This window comes from Pseudomonas sp. H26/SER47-MNA-CIBAN-0231 (assembly GCF_040310465.1).
In the GTDB taxonomy this organism is placed as follows: Bacteria; Pseudomonadota; Gammaproteobacteria; order Pseudomonadales; family Pseudomonadaceae; genus Aquipseudomonas; species Aquipseudomonas atacamensis.
In genome coordinates, this window is record NZ_JBEOPW010000011.1 from 1 (window position 1) to 22,096 (window position 22,096).

Sequence of the window (22,096 nt, forward strand, 5' to 3'; positions counted from 1 at the left end):
CCGACTTGAACGATTTGTATTGAATCCATAATCAACTCGGTCTTTCAGGTCGATGTATCCCGCAAGACAACTCGGTCGGTCCCCTCTCCCAGAGGGAGAGGGGGCTGAATGGGGAATATTGCAGAGGTTCACCGACTTGAACGATTTGTATTGAATCCATAATCAACTCGGTCTTTCAGGTCGATGTATCCCGCAAGACAACTCGGTCAGCTCCCTCTCCCTCTGGGAGAGGGCTGGGGTGAGGGTGTGCTTTTATTCGTGATGCGGCTCGCCAAGGAATGTCAGCGAACTGAACAACCCACGACTGTCCACATCCGCGCTGTCCCTCACCGGCACCTCGACCTGCGCCGCAATCACATTCAACCCTTCATTACGCACCAGCACCTGCGCACGCCCATCCTTGTCAGTCTCGGTGCTCAGCGTGTTCGGCGCGCTGCGATAGTCGCCATACAACTTCACCCCCGCCGCCGGTTTGCCATCGAGCAGCACCCGCACCGGTAACGATTTGCCCGGCCCGACGGTCAGCGGATCGACCTCCGGCAGGATCAGCAGTTTGATCTGCTCCAGTTTCGGCAACTTCGCCCCCGGCTGATAGATCGCCAGGCTGTACTTGAACGTCTGCGTGGCCTCGGTAGCGCCGGGCACTTTGCTGCGTCCTTCGTTGATCCACTTCTTGTCCGCCGTCTGCGACCACATGCCGTTGTTCAGCGCCACGGCCATCAGCGCCGGCGGCTTCAATGGTTTCAAACGGGCATGATCGGCCAGGCGCTCGACGCTGACCGGGATCATTTTGCCGCTTGCGTCATAAGCCCAGGCACCGCTGATTTTCTGCGCCTTGAAGGCGTTGTCTTCGGCGCCATGGCCGTAGATCACTTCGATGTTGCCGCGTCGCTCCTCTGTCCACAGGCCGTGGGCCGACACCTGACCGGTGAACAGCGCGGCGATGAGCAGAAGGGATTTGCCGTAGTGCATGGTGACGTCCTTTTACAGGTTGAGTGTCAGGCTGACAGTGAAATTGCGTGGCTCGCCGGGGTTGACCCAGTAGTTGCTGTAGGAGCGCTCGTAGTATTTTTCGTCGAAGATGTTGTTCAGGTTCAGGCCGACCGTGACGTTGTCGCTGGCCTTGTAATGCGCGAGCAAGTCGACGGTCTGGTAGGCCGGCAATTCGAAGTCGCTGCCGGATTCGCCCGAGCGATCGCCAACATAAGTGAACGCTGCGCCGACGTCTGAACCGCGCAGTCGGCCATCCTGAAATTCATAAACACCCAGCAGACTGCCGCTGCGTTTGGCCACGCCGAGGATGCGGCTGCCGGTGGGAATGGCCGCGTCGCCCTTGGTCACCTCGGCGTCGATGTAGGCGAAGGCGCCGATGACCCGCACCGCGTCGGTCACCTGGCCGCTCACTTGCCAATCGAAACCCTGACTGCGCGCCTTGCCCATGGCGCGGCTGGTGTCGGTGCCCGGATCGAGGGCGAGAACGTTTTCCTTGTCGATGTGGAAGAAGGCGAGGGTGCTGCTCACGCGCTCATCGAACAGTTCGTTCTTGATCCCCACTTCGTAACCGACGCCTTCTTCCGGGTCGAAGGATTTGCCGGAGGCATCCAGGCCGTTGTTCGGTTTGAACGAAGTCGAGGCGTTGGCGAACAGGCCGGTGTTCGGCGTGAGCTGATAGAGCAGGCCGGCGCGTTGAGTCAGTGCGTCGTGGCGCTGCTGGCTTTTGGCGTTGCGGCTGTGATCGTCGATGCGCTGATCGAAATGCTCGAAGCGCGCGCCGACCATGCCGCGCAGCTTGTCGGTGAAGATGATCTGGTCCTGCAGATTCAGCGCATGACTTTCAACGTGTTCGAAGAAGTCGGTGCCCGAGCGTACGCCATTGGGTTTCGGCTGGCCGTAAACCGGTTTATAGATGTCGATGGCGTAGGGGCCGCCAGCAATGGTGGTGACGCGTTCGTCTTTGCGGTAATTCTCGTACTCGGTGCCGATCAGCAATTCGTGCTGCCACGGCCCGAGGTCGAACAGACCGCGCAGTTCCAGTTGGGTGATGCTGTCGTGCCAACTCGTGTCGCGTTCGCGCAAGCGGCGGTTGACCGTGTGGCCGTCGGCGTTCAGCGGTCGTGCTTCGGAAGCGTCGCCCCAGAGCTTGCCTTCCTTGTAGTGGCTGGCCAGACGCAGTTTCCAGCTGTCGTTCAGATGGTGTTCAAGAGTGGCCTGGAGCAGGTTGTTGTGGTTGTCGATGTTGCCGTCGTTGGGCTCGCCGAGGAAGGTCGAGCGCGATACGCCGCTCCACTTGTTGTTCGGCGCCACCACACCACGATCGAACGTCGAGTTGTGACGGACGATTTCGCTCTCCACCAGCAGCGAGGTGTCCGGGTTCAACTGCCAACTGATTGAGGGTGCGACGAATACCCGCTGGCTGTCGACGTGGTCGCGAAAGCTGTTGTTGTCTTCTACGGCGAAGTTGATGCGCGAGAGCACATTGCCCTGGTCATCAAGGGGCGTGTTGACGTCCAGCGCGGTGCGGTAGCGATCCCAACTGCCGGCGCTGGTCTGCAAAGTGGTGAACGCTTCGGGCTGCGGCTTCTTGGTGACGATGTTCACCGTGCCGCCGGGATCACCCCGGCCGTACAGGCTGGCGGCCGGGCCCTTGAGCACTTCGATGCGTTCTATATTGGCCGCATCTGGCGTACTCGGATAACCGCGATTGGCACTGAAGCCGTCCTTGTAGAACTCCGAGGTGGTGAAGCCGCGCACGCTGTATTCGTACAGGGTCAGGCCGCCGAAGTTGTTCTGCTTCGATACGCCGCCGGCAAAATCCAGCGCGCGTTCAACGCTGGTGCTGCCCAGATCCGAGAGCACACTGGCCGGAACGACGCTGATGGCTTGTGGGATATCGCGAATCGCCGTGTCGGTTTTGGTCGCACTGGCCGAGCGAGTCGCGCGATAACCGCTGACCGGGCCGGAGGGTGATTCGTAGTCGGAAGTGACGCTGATGGCTTCCAGCTCAACGGGCTGCGGCTCATCGGCGAAGGCGGGATCGCAGAGCAAACCCAGAGTCAGGCCCAGCAGCGAGGCCTTTTTGCGAGACGACATGTTATGTTATTCCAATTGCTAGAATTGAAACAATATAACATGCCTGTTGAGAATGTCTGTTATTCGCGCCACTGGCGCGAAAACATTTTTACTCTTCTTTTTCTTTCACCGGTGCCGGTGGGGGACGCAGGCCGATTTCAGCGGTCAGCTTCAGCTCCTTGCCGTTGCGCATGACCTGAATTGTCACCTTGTCGGTCGGTTTGATCCGCGCCACCTGGTTCATCGAGCGGCGACCATCGCCGGCCGGCTCGCCATCGATGCTCAGAATCACATCGCCCAGTTGCAGGCCGGCTTTCTGCGCCGGGCCGTCACGGAAGATTCCGGCGACGACAATCCCCGGGCGCCCGGACAAGCCAAACGACTCCGCCAGTTCCTGAGTCAGCGGTTGTACTTCGATGCCCAGCCAGCCGCGAATCACCTGACCGTGCTCGATGATCGATTTCATCACTTCCATCGCCAGTTTCACCGGGATGGCAAAACCGATGCCTTGCGAGCCGCCGGATTTGGAAAAGATCGCCGTGTTGATACCGGTGAGGTTGCCGTTGGCATCCACCAGCGCACCGCCGGAGTTGCCCGGGTTGATCGCCGCATCGGTCTGGATGAAGTCTTCGTAGTTGTTCAGGCCCAACTGATTGCGGCCGGTGGCGCTGATGATGCCCATGGTCACGGTCTGGCCGACGCCGAACGGGTTGCCGATGGCCAGCGCGACGTCACCGATGCGAATGCTGTCCGAGCGGCCGACGGTGATTGCCGGGAGGTTTTTCAGATCGATTTTCAGGACAGCAAGGTCGGTTTCCGGATCGCTGCCGATCACCCGTGCCAGCGTTTCGCGACCATCCTTCAACGCCACAACGATCTGGTCGGCGCCGCTGGTAACGTGGTTGTTGGTGAGGATGTAGCCTTCCGGGCTCATGATCACCCCGGAACCGAGGCTCGATTCCATGCGCTTCTGTTTCGGCGAATTGTCACCGAAGAAGCGGCGGAACTGCGGATCCTCGAACAAGGGATGCGCCGGTTTGTTGATGACCTTGGTGGTGTACAGGTTGACCACCGACGGCGCGGCGATGCCCACCGCATCCGCATAGGACACCGGCCCCTGCTGCACGATCGTGGTCTGAGGGGCCTGTTGCAGATTGACGTCGAGGCTCGGCAGCCCGACCCACTCGGGGTAACGCTGAATAATCAACAGAGCGATAAGCACACCGGCCAACAGCGGCCAGCCAAAAAAACGCAGCGCCTTGAGCATTAAGCACGTTCCTGGAAAGGTTGCAGGCGAGGTCAGACCGCCCATAATGTCGCGCATTATACGAGGCCGCGAGCGCCTCTGAACGGGATATTTAGGAGTCTTTCATGGCCGTTGCCCTCAGCACCCTCGTCGAAGAAGCCGACCGTTACCTGGGCAGTGCGAAAATTGCCGATTATTGCCCCAACGGATTACAGGTCGAAGGCCGCCCGCAGGTGATGCGCATCGTCAGTGGCGTCACCGCCAGCCAGGCGTTGCTCGATGCCGCCGTCGAAGCCGAGGCCGACCTGATCCTGGTCCACCACGGTTATTTCTGGAAAGGCGAAAACCCTTGCGTCACCGGCATGAAACAGCGCCGCTTGAAAACCCTGCTCAAGCACGACATCAGTCTGCTCGCCTATCACCTGCCGCTGGATCTGCACCCGGACGTCGGCAACAACGTGCAACTGGCGCGTCAGCTCGACATCACTGTCGAAGGGCCGCTCGACCCGAGCAATCCGAAAGTCGTCGGGCTGGTCGGCTCACTGAATGAGCCAATGACTGCGCGGGATTTCGCGCGCAAGGTGCAGGAAGTCATGGGCCGCGAGCCGCTGCTGATCGAAGGCAGTGGCATGATCCGCCGCGTCGGCTGGTGCACCGGTGGTGGCCAGGGCTATATCGACCAGAGTGTGGCGGCGGGGGTCGATCTGTTCATCAGTGGCGAGGCCTCCGAGCAGACTTTCCACAGCGCCCGGGAAAACGACATCAGCTTCATCGCCGCTGGCCACCACGCCACCGAACGCTACGGCGTGCAGGCGCTGGGTGAGTATCTGGCGAAGCGCTTTGCCCTTGAGCACATCTTCATCGATTGCCCCAACCCGATCTGAACTCACCGCAAACCCCTGTGGGAGCGAACCTGCTCGTGAAGTCGTCAGACCTTCAATACAAAGGTGCCTGACACTCCGCCTTCGCGAGCAGGCTCGCTCCCACGTTCGGCCCTGACGGCCGAACTGGTGGGCATATTCATATACCCTTTCGATCTAGTTGGCGTCCTGATTAGAAGAGGTCGCTGTGCTAGGATTCCTCGCTCGAACACGGCCCGCTGGCCGTTCATAAGAAAGCTTTCGTGAGTAGCCATGGTCGACAAACTGACGCATCTGAAACAGCTGGAGGCGGAAAGCATCCACATCATCCGCGAGGTGGCCGCCGAGTTCGATAACCCGGTGATGCTGTACTCCATCGGTAAAGACTCCGCCGTGATGCTGCACCTGGCACGCAAGGCGTTCTTCCCGGGCAAACTGCCGTTTCCGGTGATGCACGTCGACACCCGCTGGAAATTCCAGGAAATGTACAAGTTCCGCGACAAGATGGTCGAAGACTTGGGCCTGGACCTGATTACCCACATCAACCCCGATGGCGTGGCGCAGAACATCAACCCGTTCACCCACGGCAGCGCCAAGCACACCGACATCATGAAAACCGAAGGCCTGAAACAGGCACTCGACAAGCATGGTTTCGACGCAGCGTTCGGCGGCGCCCGTCGCGATGAAGAGAAATCCCGCGCCAAAGAGCGTGTGTACTCGTTCCGCGACAGCAAACACCGCTGGGACCCGAAAAACCAGCGTCCGGAGCTGTGGAACGTCTACAACGGCAAGGTCAACAAGGGCGAATCCATTCGTGTATTCCCGTTGTCGAACTGGACCGAGCTGGACATCTGGCAGTACATCTATCTCGAAGGCATTCCGATTGTGCCCCTGTACTTCGCCGCCGAACGCGAAGTGATCGAGAAGAACGGCACGCTGATCATGATCGACGACGAGCGCATCCTCGAGCACCTGTCCGATGAAGACAAAGCGCGCATCGTGAAAAAGAAAGTGCGGTTCCGCACCCTTGGCTGCTACCCGTTGACGGGCGCGGTGGAGTCCGAGGCCGAAAGCCTCACGGACATCATTCAGGAAATGCTCCTGACGCGAACTTCCGAGCGCCAGGGCCGGGTCATCGACCACGATGGCGCAGGCTCGATGGAAGACAAAAAACGTCAAGGCTATTTCTAAGGGGCTGTCATGTCGCATGTTTCTGATTTGATCAGCGAGGACATCCTCGCCTACCTGGGCCAGCACGAACGTAAAGAGCTGCTGCGCTTTTTGACCTGCGGTAACGTCGACGACGGCAAGAGCACCCTGATCGGGCGCCTGCTGCACGACTCGAAAATGATCTACGAAGATCACCTCGAAGCGATCACCCGCGATTCGAAGAAAGTCGGCACCACCGGTGACGACATCGATCTGGCGTTGCTGGTTGACGGTCTGCAGGCCGAGCGTGAGCAGGGCATCACCATTGATGTCGCTTACCGCTATTTCTCCACCGCCAAGCGCAAATTCATCATCGCCGACACCCCCGGCCATGAGCAGTACACCCGCAACATGGCCACCGGTGCGTCCACCTGTGACCTGGCGATCATTCTGGTCGACGCCCGTTACGGCGTGCAGACCCAGACCCGTCGCCACAGCTTCATCGCTTCCCTGCTGGGTATCAAACACATCGTGGTCGCCATCAACAAGATGGACTTGAAGGACTTCGACGAAGGCGTGTTCGAGTCGATCAAGGCCGATTACCTGAAGTTCGCTGAAGGCTTGAAGATGAAGCCGACGAGCATGCACTTCGTGCCGATGTCTGCCCTCAAGGGCGACAACGTGGTGAACAAGTCCGAGCGCTCGCCGTGGTACACCGGCCAGTCGCTGATGGAGATTCTGGAGACTGTGGAAGTCGCCGGCGATCGCAACTTCACCGATCTGCGTTTCCCGGTGCAGTACGTCAACCGTCCGAACCTGAACTTCCGTGGTTTCGCCGGCACCCTGGCCAGCGGCATTGTGCACAAGGGCGACGAAGTCGTAGTGCTGCCGTCGGGCAAGAGCAGCCGCGTGAAGTCCATCGTCACTTTCGAAGGTGAGCTGGAACACGCAGGTCCCGGTCAGGCGGTAACGCTGACCATGGAAGACGAAATCGATATCTCCCGTGGCGACCTGTTGGTGCATGCCGACAACGTGCCGCCGGTCACCGACAGCTTCGAAGCGATGCTGGTGTGGATGGCTGAAGAGCCGATGCTGCCGGGCAAGAAATACGACATCAAACGCGCCACCAGCTACGTACCGGGCTCGATCGCCAGCATCGTCAACAAGGTCGACGTCAACACTCTGGAAGAAGGCCCGGCGAGCGCGTTGCAGCTCAACGAAATCGGCAAGGTGAAAATCGCGCTCGACGCGCCGATCGCCCTCGACGGTTACGAAAGCAACCGCACCACCGGCGCGTTCATCGTCATCGATCGCCTGACCAACGGCACCGTTGGCGCCGGCATGATCGTCGCTCAGCCTGTAGCGCATGGCACTGCAACCCACCATGGCAAATTGGCCCACGTGGCGACTGAAGAGCGTGCCCAGCGCTTCGGCCAGCAACCAGCCACCGTGCTGTTCAGCGGCCTGTCCGGTGCGGGCAAAAGCACCTTGGCGTATGCGGTCGAGCGCAAGCTGTTCGACATGGGGCGCGCGGTGTTTGTACTCGATGGCCAGAATCTGCGTCAGGATCTGAACAAGGGGCTACCGCAGGATCGCGCCGGCCGTACCGAGAACTGGCGTCGTGCCGCGCATGTTGCGCGTCAATTCAACGAAGCCGGTTTGCTAACCCTGGCGGCGTTCGTTGCGCCAAGTGCCGAAGGTCGCGAGCAGGCCAAGGAACTGATCGGCAAGGATCGCTTGCTGACGGTCTATGTGCAGGCGTCGCCGACCGTGTGCGCCGAGCGTGATCCGCAAGGGCTGTACGCTGCTGGCGGCGATAACATCCCGGGCGAGTCCTTCCCGTACGATGTGCCGCTCAACGCCGACCTGGTGATCGACACGCAGTCGCTGAGTCTGGAAGAAAGCGTCAAGCAAGTGCTGGAGCTGTTGCGGCAGCGTGGTGCGATCTAAGGTGGAAGCAGCGACAAGCTTCTAGCTGCAAGCGGCAAGAAAAAGCCCGCCGGTGAGTGATCATCGGCGGGCTTTTTATTTCAGAGCGCTGCAATTAAAACTGTGGGAGCGAGCCTGCTCGCGAAAGCTTTAACTCATTCAACATCTTTGTATGCTGATCCACCGCTTTCGCGAGCAGGCTCGCTCCCACAGGGGGTTATTGGTGACCTGGAAATTCGCGGTGCATCTGCTCCAGCAACGCATCCTTGTCCAGCCACAGCTGATTGATCCAGCCCTGGAACTGCAATCGATACTCGCCGTCCTGATCGTAGTTCTTGCCGATGAAGGCCGGCGGGATTTTGATTTCTTCAAAATGCACCACCACATCGCGCACATTGCCGCAGAGCAAATCCCAGAACCCCGGACGCCCGGCCGGGTAATGAATCGTCACGTTGACGATCGACTCCAGCTGTTCACCCATCGCATCGAGCACAAAGGCGATCCCGCCGGCCTTGGGCTTGAGCAGGTATTTGAACGGTGACTGCTGCTGCGCATGCTTGCCTTCGGTGAAGCGTGTGCCTTCGACGAAGTTGAAAATTCCCACCGGGTTATGGCGGAATTTCGCGCAGGTCTTGCGCGTGGTTTCCAGGTCCTTGCCTTTCTTCTCCGGGTGTTTTTCCAGGTACGCCTTGGAGTAGCGCTTCATGAACGGAAAGCCCAGCGCCCACCAGGCCAGGCCAATCACCGGCACCCAGATCAGCTCCTGCTTGAGGAAAAACTTCAGCGGTTGAATCTTGCGATTGAGCACGTATTGCAGCACCAGAATATCCACCCAGCTCTGGTGGTTGCTGGTGATCAGGTACGAGTGTTGATAGTCGAGACCTTGCAGGCCGCTGACGTGCCAGCGGGTGCGCCGTACCAGATTCATCCAGCCCTTGTTGTTGCTGATCCACGCCTCGTGGGTGTGGCTCATCAGCCAACCGGCGATGCGCTGGGTAAAGGCAAACGGCAAAGCCTTGACCAGCGCCACACAGAACAGGAACGAGCAGAGCAGAATCGTGTTGAGCGCCAACAGCAGCGAGGCGATCACGCCGCGCACGGGGGCGGGTAGAAAATCCAGCATTTACACATCCATAGGTCGGTTGGCGGCTTGAATCGCGGTGAGCGCGATGGTGTAGACGATGTCATCGACTTGCGCACCGCGCGGCAGGTCGTTCACCGGTTTGCGCAGGCCTTGCAGCATCGGCCCGAGGCTGACGCAATCAGCGCTGCGTTGTACGGCTTTGTGCGTGGTGTTGCCGGTGTTCAGATCGGGGAACACAAACACCGTGGCGCGCCCGGCGACCTGACTGTTCGGCGCCAGTTGCCGCGCCACCTCGGCGTTGGCGGCGGCGTCGTACTGCAACGGGCCGTCGATCAACAGCGAGTTTTGTTGCTCATGGGCGAGCAGAGTTGCCTCGCGGACTTTCTCGACTTCTTCACCGCGCGCCGATTCGCCGCTGGAGTAGCTGATCATCGCCACCCGTGGGGTGATGCCGAATGCGGCCGCCGAGTCAGCGCTTTGCAGGGCGATCTCGGCCAGTTCCGCGGCGCTCGGGTGCGGGTTCATCACGCAGTCGCCGTAGACCAGCACTTCTTCCGGGAACAGCATGAAGAATACCGACGACACCAGCGTGCAGCCCGGTGCGGTCTTGATCAGTTGCAGGGCCGGGCGGATGGTGTTGGCGGTGGTGTTGATCACACCCGAAACCAAGCCGTCGACCTCATCCAGCGCCAGCATCATGGTACCGATCACCACCGTGTCTTCCAGTTGCTGCTCGGCCATCGGAGCGTTGAGGCTTTTGCTCTTGCGCAGAGCGACCATCGGCTCGACGTAGCGCTCGCGGATATGGTCCGGGTCAAGGATTTCCAGACCCGGCGGCAGCACGATGCCTTGGGCGCGGGCGACCGCTTCGACATCTTCGGGTTTGGCCAGCAATACGCAGCGGGCGATCCCGCGTTCCTGACAGATCGCCGCCGCTTGCACGGTGAACGGCTCGCTGCCTTCGGGCAAGACGATGCGCTTGTTCGCCGCTTGCGCGCGCTGGATCAATTGATAGCGGAACACCGCCGGCGACAGGCGCATCTCCCGAGGCGTGCCGCAGCGCTGGTGCAGCCAGTTGGCGTCGAGGTGGCTGGCGACGAAATCGGTGATGATCTCCGCGCGCTCGCGGTCATCGATCGGAATTTCCTTGTTCAGGCCATTGAGCAGATTGGCGGTGTCGTACGAGCCGGTGCTCACCGACAACACCGGCAGACCGGCCTGCAACGCGCCACGGCACAGGTCCATGATGCGCGGGTCGGGCAGGGTGTCACTGGTCAGCAGCAGGCCGGCCAGCGGCACGCCGTTGATTGCTGCGAGGCTGACGGCGAGGATGATGTCGTCGCGATCGCCCGGTGTCACCACCAGCACACCAGGCTTGAGCAGTTCGACGGTGTTGCGCATGGTTCGTGCGCAAATGATGATTTTGCTCATGCGCCGGGTTTCGTAGTCTCCCGCGTTGAGCACTTGCGCACCCATCAGGTCGGCGACGTCGCGGGTGCGCGGCGCATTGAGTTCCGGCTGAAACGGGATGCAGCCAAGCAAGCGGAAATCACCGCTGCGCAGCAACGGCGAATGCTCCTTCAGACGCGTGGCGAAGGCGTCCATGCTCTCGTCGGTCTTGACCTTGTTAAGGATCACTCCGAGGACTTTCGGATCTTTCGGGCCGCCGAATAATTGCGCTTGAAGCTCGACGCGGCCAGAAAGCTCCGCGAGCACTTCGTTTTCCGGCGCCGAGACCAGAATCACCTCGGCATCCAGGCTCTTGGCCAGATGCAGATTGACCCGCGCGGCGTAACTGGCGCTGCGGGTCGGCACCATGCCTTCTACCACCAGCACGTCTTTGCCGACCGCCGCCTGCTGATACAGGGCGATGATTTCTTCGAGCAATTCGTCGAGCTGACCGTCGCCGAGCATGCGTTCGACGTGCGCCAGCCCCAACGGTTGTGGCGGTTTCAGGCCATGGGTGCGCGCCACCAGTTCGGTGGAACGTTCAGGGCCGGTGTCGCCGGGATGCGGCTGGGCGATCGGTTTGAAGAAGCCGACCTTGAGGCCGGCTCGTTCAAGCGTGCGCACCAGCCCGAGGCTGATGGAGGTCAGACCCACGCCAAAATCGGTGGGGGCGATAAAAAAAGTTTGCATGGGAATTCTCTATGCAAGGGTGTCAGCCTATGTCTGGCCGACTACCGAAATTCAGTCGCCAAGGTTAGCGCTAACCGAGCCTTGTGCACACCAACCGCAGGCAAAGGGTTGACCTGTTTTTTCAATACGTTGCGCCGGATCCAGGACCCAGGCGCGGGTTTGCCACGGCGGCTGGTGGCGCAGGTGCTGGGTGTGGCCACAGGAAAGCTCGACCACCCAATGGCCATCTTCGTCCTGATGGAAGCCGGTGATGGTCGAAACCCGTTTGTCCGGGTTGTGGTCGCTTTCACGCGATTGCTTCGCTAAACTTGGCCTTTCTATATTCTTATGCAAAAGGTCTCGCCCCATGCTGATCGCCGCCAATAAGGCTGTCTCCATCGACTATACCCTGACCAACGACGCTGGTGAGGTCATCGACAGCTCCGCCGGCGGCGCTCCGCTGGTTTACCTGCAAGGCGCAGGCAACATCATCCCGGGCCTGGAAAAAGCCCTTGAAGGCAAAGCTGTCGGCGACGAGCTGAAAGTAGCCGTTGAGCCTGAAGACGCTTACGGCGAATACGCCGCCGAGCTGGTCAGCACCCTGAGCCGCAGCATGTTCGAAGGCGTTGACGAGCTGGAGGTCGGCATGCAGTTCCACGCTTCGGCGCCGGACGGCCAGATGCAGATCGTCACCATCCGTGATCTGGACGGCGACGACGTCACCGTTGATGGCAACCACCCTCTGGCCGGTCAGCGCCTGAACTTCGAAGTGAAGATCGTTGATATCCGTGACGCCAGCCAGGAAGAAATCGCTCATGGTCACGTCCATGGCGAAGGTGGCCATCACCACTGATTTTCTGCGCTAAGCTTCGAGTACTGGAGAGGCGCCTGTGGGCGCCTTTTTAGTCCGCGGCTGTCCTTGGTGGCCTCGCCAAGTGGCTGTTTCGAGTAGAACACGAGAATCCTGGAGTTCGGCATGAGTGCTTTTCACGACCTTAAGTTGACAGCCCTGGATGGTCAGGAGCTACCGCTGGCGCCGTTCAAGGGCCAAGTCGTGCTGGTGGTCAACGTGGCCTCCAAATGCGGCTTGACCCCTCAGTACGCGGCACTGGAAAACCTCTACCAGCAATACAAAGATAAAGGCTTTGCTGTGCTGGGCCTGCCGTGCAACCAGTTTGCCGGTCAGGAGCCAGGCTCGGAGAAAGAAATCCAGGAGTTCTGCAGCCTCAACTATGGCGTGACCTTTCCGTTGTCGAGCAAGCTCGAAGTCAACGGCCACGAGCGGCATCAGTTGTATCGCCTGCTGGCGGGCGAGGGCGCCGAATTTCCCGGTGACATCACTTGGAACTTCGAAAAGTTTCTGCTCGGTAAGGACGGCCGGGTGCTGGCGCGCTTCTCGCCGCGCACCGCGCCGGATGATCCGACAGTGATTGCCGCGATCGAAAAAGCCTTAGCCTGAATCAGAAAATCGCAGCATTGAGCTGCGATTTTTTTTGCCTGCCTTTTGACCCTTAATCATTCAGATCAATAGTGCTGTCACGCTAAGAACGTGGCGGATATTATCGCCGTCATATCGATTAATGTCCGTCGCCAATGTTTTCGTGGAGCCTCTCGATGCCTGTTCAAGCCCTGTTCAAACCGTTCCACCTCGGTGCCCTCGAACTGCCGACCCGCGTGGTCATGGCGCCAATGACCCGCTCGTTCTCGCCGGGCGGCGTGCCGAATTCCAAAGTCATTGAGTACTACCGTCGACGTGCGGCCGCTGGGGTTGGCCTGATCATCACCGAAGGCACCACCGTCGGCCACGTCGCGTCCAATGGCTATCCTAACGTGCCGCAATTTTTCGGTGACGCGCCGCTCGCCGGCTGGAAAAAAGTTGTCGACGCCGTGCACGCCGAGGGCGGCAAGATCGTCCCGCAACTGTGGCATGTCGGCAGCGTACGCCGCCTCGGCACCGAGCCGGACGCCAGCGTGCCGGGCTACGGTCCATCGGAGAAACTCAAGGACGGTCAGGTCGTGGTGCACGGCATGACCAAACAGGACATTCAGGACGTGATCGCCGCGTTCGCCCAGGCTGCCAAAGATGCGCAAAGCATCGGCATGGACGGTGTGGAAATCCATGGCGCCCACGGCTATCTGATCGACCAGTTCTTCTGGGAAGGCAGCAACCAGCGCACCGACGAATACGGTGGCAGCCTGGCCAACCGTTCGCGTTTTGCCATCGAGTTGATTCAAGCAGTGCGCGCAGCCGTCGGTGAGGGTTTCCCGATCATCTTCCGCTTCTCGCAATGGAAGCAGCAGGATTACACCGCGCGTCTGGTACAAACCCCCGAAGCGCTGGGCGAGTTTCTCAAGCCGCTGTCAGACGCTGGCGTGGACATTTTCCACTGCTCGACCCGACGCTTCTGGGAGCCGGAGTTCGACGGTTCGGATCTGAACCTCGCTGGCTGGACCCGCAAGCTGACCGGCAAACCGACCATCACCGTGGGCAGCGTCGGCCTGGACGGCGAATTCCTGCAATTCATGGTCAGCACCGACAAGGTCGCGCAACCGGCCAGCCTGGAAAACCTGCTGGAGCGTCTGAACAAAGAAGAGTTCGACCTGGTAGCAGTGGGCCGCGCGCTGCTGGTCGATCCGGACTGGGCGCAGAAAGTCCGTGAAGGGCGTGAGCAGGACATTCTGCCGTTCAGCCGTGAGGCGTTGATGTCGCTGGTCTAAGCTGCGCCAGTTCGAACCATTCGCGAGCAGGCTCGCTTCCACCTTCGACCGCATTCCATCTGAAAGAATGCAGTACCCATGTGGGAGCGAGCCTGCTCGCGAAAGCTGTTTCTATGTCGCCGAAAATCTAAGGTTGTGTCTGCGCCCCAGGCACCACCAGCTCCCCCGCACAAGCCCCACGCAAATACCCCTCGAACTGCTCGATAATCGCTGCCCAGCCCTGGCGACTGCCATGCTGCCGCGCATTCAGCCGTACGCAACGCAACCGCTCATCCTCCTCCAGCAACCACGCCGCCGCCTCGCAAAACGCCTGCTCATCGCCCGGCATCGCTGACACGCCGTTGTAGCCGTGGCGAATATGCTGCGCCGCCGCTGCCTGATCATAGGCAACAACGCCGAGTCCCGAAGCCAGGGCTTCCAGCACCACATTGCCGAAGGTCTCGGTCAGGCTGGGAAATACAAACAGATCTCCTGAGGCGTAGTGCGCCGCCAGGGCTTCTCCCCGCTGCGCGCCGCAGAAGATCGCTTCCGGCAGTTCTTTTTCCAGCGCCGAACGCTGCGGGCCATCTCCGACCACGATCAGCTTCAGATGGCGCTGTGGATAAGTCTGCTGCAGGGTTTCAAAGCAGCGTTTGAGCAGGCCCAGATTTTTCTCCGGGGCGAGCCTTCCTACGTGGATGACCGCGATATCTTTATCAGAGAGTCCCCATTGCTCACGCAACGCGCTCTGACGCTTACTTGGATGAAACAACTGGCTGTCCACACCCCGCGACAACAACGCCAGCCGCTCGAAATGCCGCCGCTCCAGTTCCAGGCGCTGACTGACGCTCGGCACCAGAGTCATTGCCGAACGATTGTGAAACCAGCGCAGGTAATGGGTGAGCATCCGCGTCAGCAGACCGAGGCCGTACTGGCTGGTGTATTGCTGGAAGTTGGTGTGAAAACCGCTCACCACCGCAATCCCCAGGCGCCGTGCGGCGCGCAGTGCCGACAACCCGAGCGGGCCTTCCGTGGCGATGTACAGCACATCCGGGCGCTGGCGTTTCCAACGGCGCAGCAATTTATGCATCGACGACTGGCCCCATTGCAGTCCCGGATAGCCCGGTAGTGGCCATCCGCGACACAGCAACAGCGCATCGTCTTGGCTGCGCTGCGGATCACCGGCCTGACGTGGGCGCACCAGCTCCACCTGATGCCCGCGCGCGCGCAAGCCCTCGCACAAGCGGCCAAGGGTATTGGCCACGCCGTTGATTTCCGGTGGGAAGGTTTCGCTGATGAGGGTGATATGTAGAGCTGTCGTCATGACCTCAGTGTCGGCTGAGGCCATGTCGAGCTTGTTACGGTCGGATGATGGATTTGTGACGCGATCAGTGTTGGATCACCAGATTTTCGGCACCACGCTCGCGCACCCAGAACAACGTCGCCCCGGCTACCGCCGCCGGCATCATCAGGATGTTGACCACCGGAATCAGCAACACCAGATAGACGATCCCGCCAAAACTCATGCTCTGCCAGCGCTTCTGCCGCAGCCAGGCGAGCATCTCGTTCCAGCCCAGTTTGTGGTTGTCCGCCGGGTAGTCGATGTACTGGATGGCCATCATCCACACGCCGAACAGCAGCCATAACGGCGCGGCGACGATATTCACCACTGGGATGAACGACAGGATGAACAGGCCGATGGCGCGCGGCAGGAAATAGCCGAGCTTGCGCATTTCACGGGAGAGGGTGCGCGGGATCATCGCGATCAGTTCGCCCCAGCTGAACGCCGGGAAATCATCAGTGCCGCGCACCACCACTTCGACTTTTTCCGCAAGGAAGCCGTTGAACGGTGCGGCAATGATGTTGGCGAGCATGGTGAAGGTGAAAAACACCATCAAGGCCACGAGGACCACGAACAGCGGCCAGAGGATATAGCTGAGGAAACTCAGCCATTCAGGCAACGACGGCATCAGCGTGTCGACCCACAGGCTGAACTGGTGGCCGGCCAGATAGATCAATCCGACGAACAGCACAAGGTTGATCGCCAGCGGCAACAACACGAACAGGCGCAGGCCAGGGCTCAGGACCAGTTTGAGGCCTTCGCGCAGGTATTGCGGGCCGGACAGAACAGGGGCGGGCATAAGGTGCTCCGAAGCAAGGGAAAACGCGCCGACGTTACCGGCTTTGCCCCAGCGGCGAAAGCGCGGCAGAGCAATCGACATTCACTGTAACAAAGAGGTCTATCTCGTCAGCGTCTCGGCATAGAGACCACCTATGAGCTGGATTGTTAAACCGTATTTCCTTAATCTTGCCCCCCTCGATACGCTGCACCCAACTTTTTACAGGACTGTCGAGTTCAAGCCTTCCCCAAGGTGTCCACGGTCCTTTTTTATTCCGCCGGCCGTCCGGCGTCCGTGCCAGATTTTTCATGGCCGGCCAACAGGAGCAGATTCATGTCTGAAGTCCGTCATTCGCGAGTGATCATTCTCGGTTCCGGCCCCGCCGGCTACAGCGCTGCGGTCTACGCGGCCCGCGCCAACCTCAAGCCACTGCTGATCACCGGCATGCAGGCCGGCGGTCAACTGACCACCACCACCGAAGTCGACAACTGGCCGGGTGATGTTCATGGTCTGACCGGCCCGGTGCTGATGGAGCGCATGCGCGAGCACGCCGAGCGGTTCGAGACCGAGATCGTTTTCGATCACATCAACGCCGTGGACTTCGCTGCCAAGCCGTACACTCTGACCGGCGACAGCGCGGTTTACACCTGTGATGCGCTGATCATCGCCACTGGCGCCAGCGCCCGTTACCTGGGCCTGCCGTCGGAAGAAGCGTTCATGGGCAAAGGCGTGTCGGCCTGCGCGACCTGCGACGGTTTCTTCTATCGCAACAAGCCGGTCGCTGTGGTTGGCGGTGGCAACACCGCTGTCGAAGAAGCGCTGTACCTGGCCAACATCGCCAGCACCGTGACCCTGATCCACCGTCGTGAAACTTTCCGCGCCGAGAAGATCCTGATCGACAAGCTCAACGCCCGTGTGGCCGAAGGCAAGATCATCCTCAAGTTGAACGCCAACCTGGACGAAGTCCTCGGCGACAACATGGGCGTCACCGGTGCGCGTCTGCGCAACAACGATGGCAGCTTCGACGAAATCAAAGTCGATGGCGTGTTCATCGCCATCGGCCACACCCCGAACACTTCGCTGTTCGAAGGCCAGTTGACGCTGAAAGACGGTTACCTGGTTGTGCAGGGCGGCCGCGAAGGCAATGCGACGGCCACCAGCGTCGAAGGCATCTTCGCTGCCGGTGACGTGGCTGACCACGTTTACCGTCAGGCCATCACCTCGGCCGGCGCCGGTTGCATGGCGGCACTGGACACCGAGCGTTACCTGGACGGCCTGCAGAACGCCACGTTCTAATAGCGCAGGGCACAAAAAAACCGGCCAGAGATTGGCCGGTTTTTTTGTGCACGCTCTTCCTGCTCCAACGCAATTCGATCGTTCCCACGCTCTGCGTGGGAATGCAGCCCGAGACGCTCTGCGTCCCAAAGCGGACGCAGAGCGTCCAATGAGGCATTCCCACGCGGAGCGTGGGAACGATCCGAATCCCGTTGTTAGCGGCGGGTCAGGGGTTGTGTGGTGAATTTCACCCCGGCCAGGCCGTGCTTGATCAACGCGCGGATATTGCCGTGATCGCTGCCCTCAGGCGTCGCCAGCACCGAACGGTAATGCTCGCCGAAAGCCAGCAGTGCTTCTTCATCGCTCAGACCTTCCAGCAGTGCCAGACCCAGGGTCTTGCAGGAGCCTTCGTTCTGCCCTTCAGCGTTTTCCACGCCGCCGTTGTTGAATGCTTGCGGCTGGTAGTCGTAACCGGCGGCGATGAACGCCAGGGTGTCGGCGAAAGCATGCTCGCCACTCTTGAGGCTGGCGCGCAGGGTGTTCAGATCAGTCATTGGGTTTTCCTTTGGCAAACGCTGCTTGCTGCTCGGCGCTGGCTTCTTGCTGGTATTGGGCTTTCCACTCGGCGTAGGGCATGCCGTACACCACTTCGCGGGCGTCATCGAGGCTGACCTCGATCTGGCGCTGATCGGCTTCGGCCTTGTACCACTTCGACAGGCAGTTGCGGCAGAACCCGGCAAGGTTCATCAGGTCGATGTTCTGCACGTCCTTGCGGCTGTCGAGGTGGGCGACCAGTCGGCGAAAGGCGGCGGCTTCGAGTTCCAGGCGTTGTTGATCAGTCATGGGGGTCTCTTCGAGACAGCTTTGAGCGGCAAGCTTCAAGCTGCAAGATGGGTGTCTGTGAGCAAAGTTTACAGCTTGCGGCTTGAGGCTTGAAGCTAGCGACTCGCCGCGAGCGTAATCGATACCGACTCGGCGAAGCGCAGCGCGTGGGGCTTGTCGACTTCGACTTCGGCGTACAGCACCGATGCATTGGTCATCACCAGGTCGAGCAATTCCTGGGTCAGGCGTTCGAGCAGCGCGAAGCGGTTGCCTTCGACGTGGGCGATGATCGCTTTGGTGATGGTGCGGTAATTCAGTGCGTGGTCGATGTCATTGTCACGCACCGCCTCCTGCGCTGCGTACAGGATGGTCAGGTTGATCAGCACATCCTGCTTGTTGAGGATTTCGTCCTCGTTGATGCCGATAAAGGTGCGCAGGCGCAGATCCTTGACCCGGATGCGCGCCATCCCCGGTTGAAGTTGTGGCATTGATTTGCTCCGTCCAGTCTATTGCAGGCGTTCTGGTGGATCTTACTCGACTCGCGGCCGAAGCGGGACGGCCTATTTGACGTGCCGTCCACCGTTGACGGTGAGGGTCGTGCCGGTGACATAGGGATTGTCGAGCAGATAGCGCAGGCTCTGATAGATCACCTCGCTGCCCGGCTCGATACCCAGCGCGGACTTGGCCAACGCCTTGGCGCGGTACGCCGTGTCATCGTCGGGGTTGAACAATAACAGCGCCGGGGCGATGCCGTTAACCTTGATGGCCGGCGCAAAGCGCGCGGCAAACGACAGGGTCAGACTGTCGAGCCCGGCCTTGCTGGCGCAATAACCGATGTGCTTGCTGCTGCCTTTGCGGGTGACGTCGTCGCTGATGTGAATGATGTCGGCAGGCGTCGAGCGCTGCAGCAACTCGGCGCAGTGCAGGTTGATCAGGTAAGGCGCGAGCATGTGAATGTTGAACATGCGATTGAAGGCTTGTGCTTCGCTGCCTTGGGTTTCCGCCAGCCATTCGGAGGCGTTGTGCACAATCGCGCGCAAAGTGTCGGTGTGCGCTTTCAGTGAATCAATGAAGGCCAGTATTCCTGCCTCACTGGAAAAATCCGCGAACAGCGCTGTCGCGCCAAGATCGCGAAGGGCCTGCACGCCCGATCGCTCGGTGCGGTAAGTGAAAATCAGCGGGTGGCCATCCTCGATCAAGCGCTGCGCGCAGTGCAAACCGACACGCTGGCCGGCGCCGGTGATGAGGATCGGGGCTGCGGAATCTGGCATGGGCGGCTCGCATCGCGGTTGAAGCGAAAACTATAACAGGCTCGCCGCCCGCTGCAGATCAGCGATTCTGTGCCGACGGTGCGCCAGCCAATGGCCTCGTCGGCGTGCTGTTCAACCAGTTCGCCAGCAGACGCGTCGACAACGGGATGAAGAAATACACCATCAGCGGCGTCAGGCACGCCGTGCCGATCAAGATGCGCGGCAACAGGCTCAGCTCAGCGAGCAGCGGGCCGAGGGCAAAGTTGAATATCAGCGACACCGGAAAAAACGCCAGCCAGATCGCCACGGCCTGTTTCCAGCGCGGCGGGCGTTGGCCGGCAGCACCAAACCAGCCTTCAATGCCGCTGACCCGGTGCTCTTTGGGATGTTCGAAAAGATCGCTGCCACGATTCAGCCAGGCGGTACGCGACGCCGAGTATTCCCACGCATGCAGGGTCTGCTCATCGACAAAGCGAAAGATAATCTGGAATTCGTTGTCACCGGGCGGTGGCGCAAGGACGCCGGAGCCCAGGTAGCCGGGGAAGTCGGTGGCCAGTTGCTCGCCTTCGCGCAACCATGCAATGAGATCGTGATAGCGGCCATCAGCGACGCGACGCGCTACCATCAACGTAACGGGGGAAGTAGACATTTTGTATCTCCGTATTTCGAGTGCGTCGCTCCGGGTAAGAACTTCGCCTGACGCAGGCCGGGGTAGCGGCCTGCGCTTTACAACAAGCAAGGATTATTCCTGAATTTGCCGATTAAACCAGCCACTTTCGTCGCAGATCACTACTTGAAGGTTTCCAGTCCATCATGTTTAAAATGGGATCCAATGAACCGACATGGAAGTTGACCGCCAGATGCCTGTAAACACGGACACTCGCCCGGCTTCAACAGTACTCGGCACGATCGAGCGCGAAGAGCTTTTCCCTATCCGCGAAGTGGCGCGCCTGACCGGCGTCAACCCGGTGACTCTGCGAGCCTGGGAGCGCCGTTACGGGCTCATCCAGCCGACGCGCACCGAAAGCGGGCATCGTTTGTATTCAATGAACGATATCGAGCGCGTGCGCAGCATCGTCGACTGGATCGATCGCGGCGTAGCCGTGAGCAAGGTCGGCAAGATCCTGGCGAAAACAGAGCCTTTGAAGGTATTGGCCAACTTCATCCCCGATGACCATGTGCAGGCCGATTACAAGCAATGGCAGGAGCAGGTTCAGCAGGCGGTCAGTGCGTTCGACGATCAGCAGCTGGATCGCGTCTACGGGCAGATTTTCTCGTCGTACGCGCTGCCGGTGGTGTTCGAAGCCATTCTGATGCCGTTGTGGCGTCAACTGCTGCAGCGCCAGGACGCTTTCGGGCAAACCAGCGAATGGTTGTTTCTCGACGGATTTCTCAGGGCGCGCGTGCTGCAGCGCATCGTCATGCTGCGGGGGGCTCAACCGCGCCGGGTGGTCGTCAGTGCGCTTGCGGGGCAATGCAGAGAGCTTGAGTTGCTGGTCGCGGCGCTGTTTCTCAGCGGCAACGAGTCTGGCGTGCGTGTGCTCACCACGGGCCAGCCTTTCGATGAATTGACGCTGGTCTGCGAAAAGGTCAAGCCTGACGCACTTGTGCTGTTTTCAAACCATGCCCCCGGTCCAGAGCTGCCCCGGCGCCTGAATCGTCTGGCACTAAGTCTGGATTGCCAATTGATGTTGGCCGGCGATGCCTCGGAACTGGCCGAAGACAGCCTGGCCGGTTCATCGGTGGCATGCCTGGGGAATGAGGGCGCAACAATGCGTCAACGCATGAAGCAATTCATGGCAGGCAAACTGGATACCTGAAACTCAGGCGTGCAGGGCGGGGTGGGTCAGGCGATGCTGTTGCAGGATGAACTGGCGCAAGCGCTCGGTTTCGTCGGCATCGGTCTGGCTCAGTTCGTAGGCGAAGAAACCTTGCTCGGTCTCACGCTCGAAATGGCCGCGCAACGAGATGCGCTCATAACCGGAAGGGCTGAACCACAGGGCGAAATGTTTCGGTGGTTTGGTCTTGTTGCGCACTTCCAGCAACACGCCTTTGTGCGACACCTCGTGTACCCACAGCGTGCCGGGCTGGCCTTTGGCGTTTTCCAGCGCCACGGGCTCTTCAAGAACCAGGCGCCATGGGCGCACCATCGGGCCGTCTTCGTAGATGCTCGGCACACCGAGACGCAGATGCAGCGCGTGGAACTCGTCTTCCACCAGATGCAGCGGAAAAGTCATCTGTTGATTTTCGAAGTTGGCCTGGATCGTCACCTGCTCGTGAGCAGCCAGACGTGTCAGCAGGTCACGGATCTGCGAACCACCATTAACCAGCAGACTCGACGTTGCATCCCGCACGTTAAGTTGCGGGTTGTGCTGCATGGTCTGGATAAAATCCAGCTCGTCCTGAGTGAGGAGGGCGTCGCGCTGCATGGCTAACTCGAAGTGAATAGTTACAAAGTCATTGGTGATTGTAGTTAA

The 22,096-nt window shown here is 60.1% G+C and carries 22 protein-coding genes; 8 read left to right on the plus strand and 14 right to left on the minus strand.

Annotated elements, in window-relative coordinates; all coding sequences use genetic code 11:
* Window positions 1–252 precede the first annotated feature (252 nt).
* From AAEZ10_RS17265 to algW, 3 genes are all read right to left on the minus strand, one after another.
* Window positions 253–972, minus strand: a complete 720-nt coding sequence (locus tag AAEZ10_RS17265) for a DUF4198 domain-containing protein (protein ID WP_350570229.1) — start codon at window positions 970–972, stop codon at window positions 253–255.
* Between the two features lie 12 nt (window positions 973–984).
* A complete protein-coding gene (locus AAEZ10_RS17270; RefSeq protein WP_350570231.1) occupies window positions 985–3,090 on the minus strand; it encodes a TonB-dependent siderophore receptor in 2,106 nt (701 codons plus the stop codon).
* An 88-nt stretch (window positions 3,091–3,178) separates the two neighbouring features.
* The gene (gene algW / locus AAEZ10_RS17275) at window positions 3,179–4,336 is read right to left on the minus strand and encodes a Do family serine endopeptidase AlgW (protein WP_016770590.1); all 1,158 of its coding nucleotides are present in this window, start codon (window positions 4,334–4,336) and stop codon (window positions 3,179–3,181) included.
* 104 nt (window positions 4,337–4,440) lie between these two features.
* On the opposite strand from algW, the gene AAEZ10_RS17280 reads away from it, so the two are divergent.
* The 3 genes from AAEZ10_RS17280 to cysN all read left to right on the plus strand — a co-directional run bounded on the left by AAEZ10_RS17280 (window position 4,441) and on the right by cysN (window position 8,274).
* Window positions 4,441–5,199, plus strand: coding sequence for a Nif3-like dinuclear metal center hexameric protein (locus AAEZ10_RS17280; protein WP_110646360.1), 759 nt, complete (start codon window positions 4,441–4,443; stop codon window positions 5,197–5,199).
* 249 nt (window positions 5,200–5,448) lie between these two features.
* Entirely contained in the window at window positions 5,449–6,366 is a 918-nt protein-coding gene (cysD, locus tag AAEZ10_RS17285) for a sulfate adenylyltransferase subunit CysD (protein WP_016771664.1), read from the plus strand.
* Window positions 6,367–6,375: 9 nt separating this feature from the next.
* Entirely contained in the window at window positions 6,376–8,274 is a 1,899-nt protein-coding gene (cysN, locus tag AAEZ10_RS17290) for a sulfate adenylyltransferase subunit CysN (protein WP_110646361.1), read from the plus strand.
* Window positions 8,275–8,470: 196 nt separating this feature from the next.
* Here the strand turns inward: cysN and yihG are convergent, their stop codons facing one another.
* Genes yihG through AAEZ10_RS17305 form a run of 3 tightly spaced genes read right to left on the minus strand, consistent with a single transcriptional unit; the run spans window position 8,471 to window position 11,854 of the window.
* On the minus strand, window positions 8,471–9,376 hold the full coding sequence (gene yihG / locus AAEZ10_RS17295) for a 1-acylglycerol-3-phosphate O-acyltransferase, YihG family (protein ID WP_323167522.1): 906 nt from the start codon (window positions 9,374–9,376) through the stop codon (window positions 8,471–8,473).
* A complete protein-coding gene (gene pta, locus AAEZ10_RS17300) occupies window positions 9,377–11,476 on the minus strand; it encodes a phosphate acetyltransferase (protein WP_336353366.1) in 2,100 nt (699 codons plus the stop codon).
* Between the two features lie 51 nt (window positions 11,477–11,527).
* Window positions 11,528–11,854: a DUF3565 domain-containing protein gene (locus tag AAEZ10_RS17305; RefSeq protein ID WP_073473919.1), complete on the minus strand. Its 327-nt coding sequence runs from the start codon at window positions 11,852–11,854 to the stop codon at window positions 11,528–11,530.
* Here AAEZ10_RS17305 and AAEZ10_RS17310 point away from each other — a divergent pair.
* From AAEZ10_RS17310 to AAEZ10_RS17320, 3 genes are all read left to right on the plus strand, one after another.
* On the plus strand, window positions 11,823–12,308 hold the full coding sequence (locus AAEZ10_RS17310; protein WP_016771661.1) for an FKBP-type peptidyl-prolyl cis-trans isomerase: 486 nt from the start codon (window positions 11,823–11,825) through the stop codon (window positions 12,306–12,308). The genes AAEZ10_RS17305 and AAEZ10_RS17310 overlap by 32 nt on opposite strands.
* Window positions 12,309–12,431: 123 nt before the next feature.
* Window positions 12,432–12,914: a glutathione peroxidase gene (locus AAEZ10_RS17315; RefSeq protein WP_016771660.1), complete on the plus strand. Its 483-nt coding sequence runs from the start codon at window positions 12,432–12,434 to the stop codon at window positions 12,912–12,914.
* Between the two features lie 155 nt (window positions 12,915–13,069).
* Window positions 13,070–14,173 (plus strand): NADH:flavin oxidoreductase, encoded by a 1,104-nt coding sequence (locus AAEZ10_RS17320; protein WP_073473758.1) that lies wholly within the window; start codon window positions 13,070–13,072, stop codon window positions 14,171–14,173.
* Window positions 14,174–14,300: 127 nt separating this feature from the next.
* Here the strand turns inward: AAEZ10_RS17320 and AAEZ10_RS17325 are convergent, their stop codons facing one another.
* A complete protein-coding gene (locus AAEZ10_RS17325) occupies window positions 14,301–15,500 on the minus strand; it encodes a glycosyltransferase family 4 protein (protein WP_110646363.1) in 1,200 nt (399 codons plus the stop codon).
* Between the two features lie 40 nt (window positions 15,501–15,540).
* Window positions 15,541–16,293, minus strand: coding sequence for a sulfate transporter CysZ (gene cysZ / locus AAEZ10_RS17330; protein WP_038861129.1), 753 nt, complete (start codon window positions 16,291–16,293; stop codon window positions 15,541–15,543).
* Between the two features lie 312 nt (window positions 16,294–16,605).
* Here cysZ and trxB point away from each other — a divergent pair, with 312 nt between their 5' ends.
* A complete protein-coding gene (trxB, locus tag AAEZ10_RS17335; protein ID WP_016771656.1) occupies window positions 16,606–17,568 on the plus strand; it encodes a thioredoxin-disulfide reductase in 963 nt (320 codons plus the stop codon).
* A gap of 194 nt (window positions 17,569–17,762) precedes the next feature.
* On the opposite strand, the gene AAEZ10_RS17340 is transcribed toward trxB, so the two are convergent.
* The 5 genes from AAEZ10_RS17340 to AAEZ10_RS17360 form a co-directional block, all read right to left on the minus strand.
* The gene (locus AAEZ10_RS17340) at window positions 17,763–18,101 is read right to left on the minus strand and encodes a HopJ type III effector protein (protein WP_323167524.1); all 339 of its coding nucleotides are present in this window, start codon (window positions 18,099–18,101) and stop codon (window positions 17,763–17,765) included.
* Entirely contained in the window at window positions 18,094–18,390 is a 297-nt protein-coding gene (locus AAEZ10_RS17345; RefSeq protein WP_056782977.1) for a DUF1244 domain-containing protein, read from the minus strand. The genes AAEZ10_RS17340 and AAEZ10_RS17345 overlap by 8 nt, the downstream gene beginning before the upstream one ends.
* Window positions 18,391–18,485: 95 nt before the next feature.
* Window positions 18,486–18,857 carry a dihydroneopterin triphosphate 2'-epimerase gene (folX, locus tag AAEZ10_RS17350; RefSeq protein ID WP_016771653.1) on the minus strand — a complete coding sequence of 124 codons (372 nt, stop codon included), beginning with the start codon at window positions 18,855–18,857 and terminating at the stop codon, window positions 18,486–18,488.
* Window positions 18,858–18,929: 72 nt separating this feature from the next.
* Window positions 18,930–19,640, minus strand: a complete 711-nt coding sequence (gene folM, locus AAEZ10_RS17355) for a dihydromonapterin reductase (protein ID WP_350570239.1) — start codon at window positions 19,638–19,640, stop codon at window positions 18,930–18,932.
* A gap of 58 nt (window positions 19,641–19,698) precedes the next feature.
* Window positions 19,699–20,268: a putative antibiotic biosynthesis monooxygenase gene (locus AAEZ10_RS17360; RefSeq protein WP_041477999.1), complete on the minus strand. Its 570-nt coding sequence runs from the start codon at window positions 20,266–20,268 to the stop codon at window positions 19,699–19,701.
* Window positions 20,269–20,479: 211 nt separating this feature from the next.
* On the opposite strand from AAEZ10_RS17360, the gene AAEZ10_RS17365 reads away from it, so the two are divergent.
* Window positions 20,480–21,439 carry a MerR family transcriptional regulator gene (locus AAEZ10_RS17365; protein ID WP_273527550.1) on the plus strand — a complete coding sequence of 320 codons (960 nt, stop codon included), beginning with the start codon at window positions 20,480–20,482 and terminating at the stop codon, window positions 21,437–21,439.
* Between the two features lie 3 nt (window positions 21,440–21,442).
* Here the strand turns inward: AAEZ10_RS17365 and AAEZ10_RS17370 are convergent, their stop codons facing one another.
* A complete protein-coding gene (locus AAEZ10_RS17370) occupies window positions 21,443–22,048 on the minus strand; it encodes a hypothetical protein (RefSeq protein ID WP_024011639.1) in 606 nt (201 codons plus the stop codon).
* Between the last annotated feature and the right edge of the window lie 48 nt (window positions 22,049–22,096).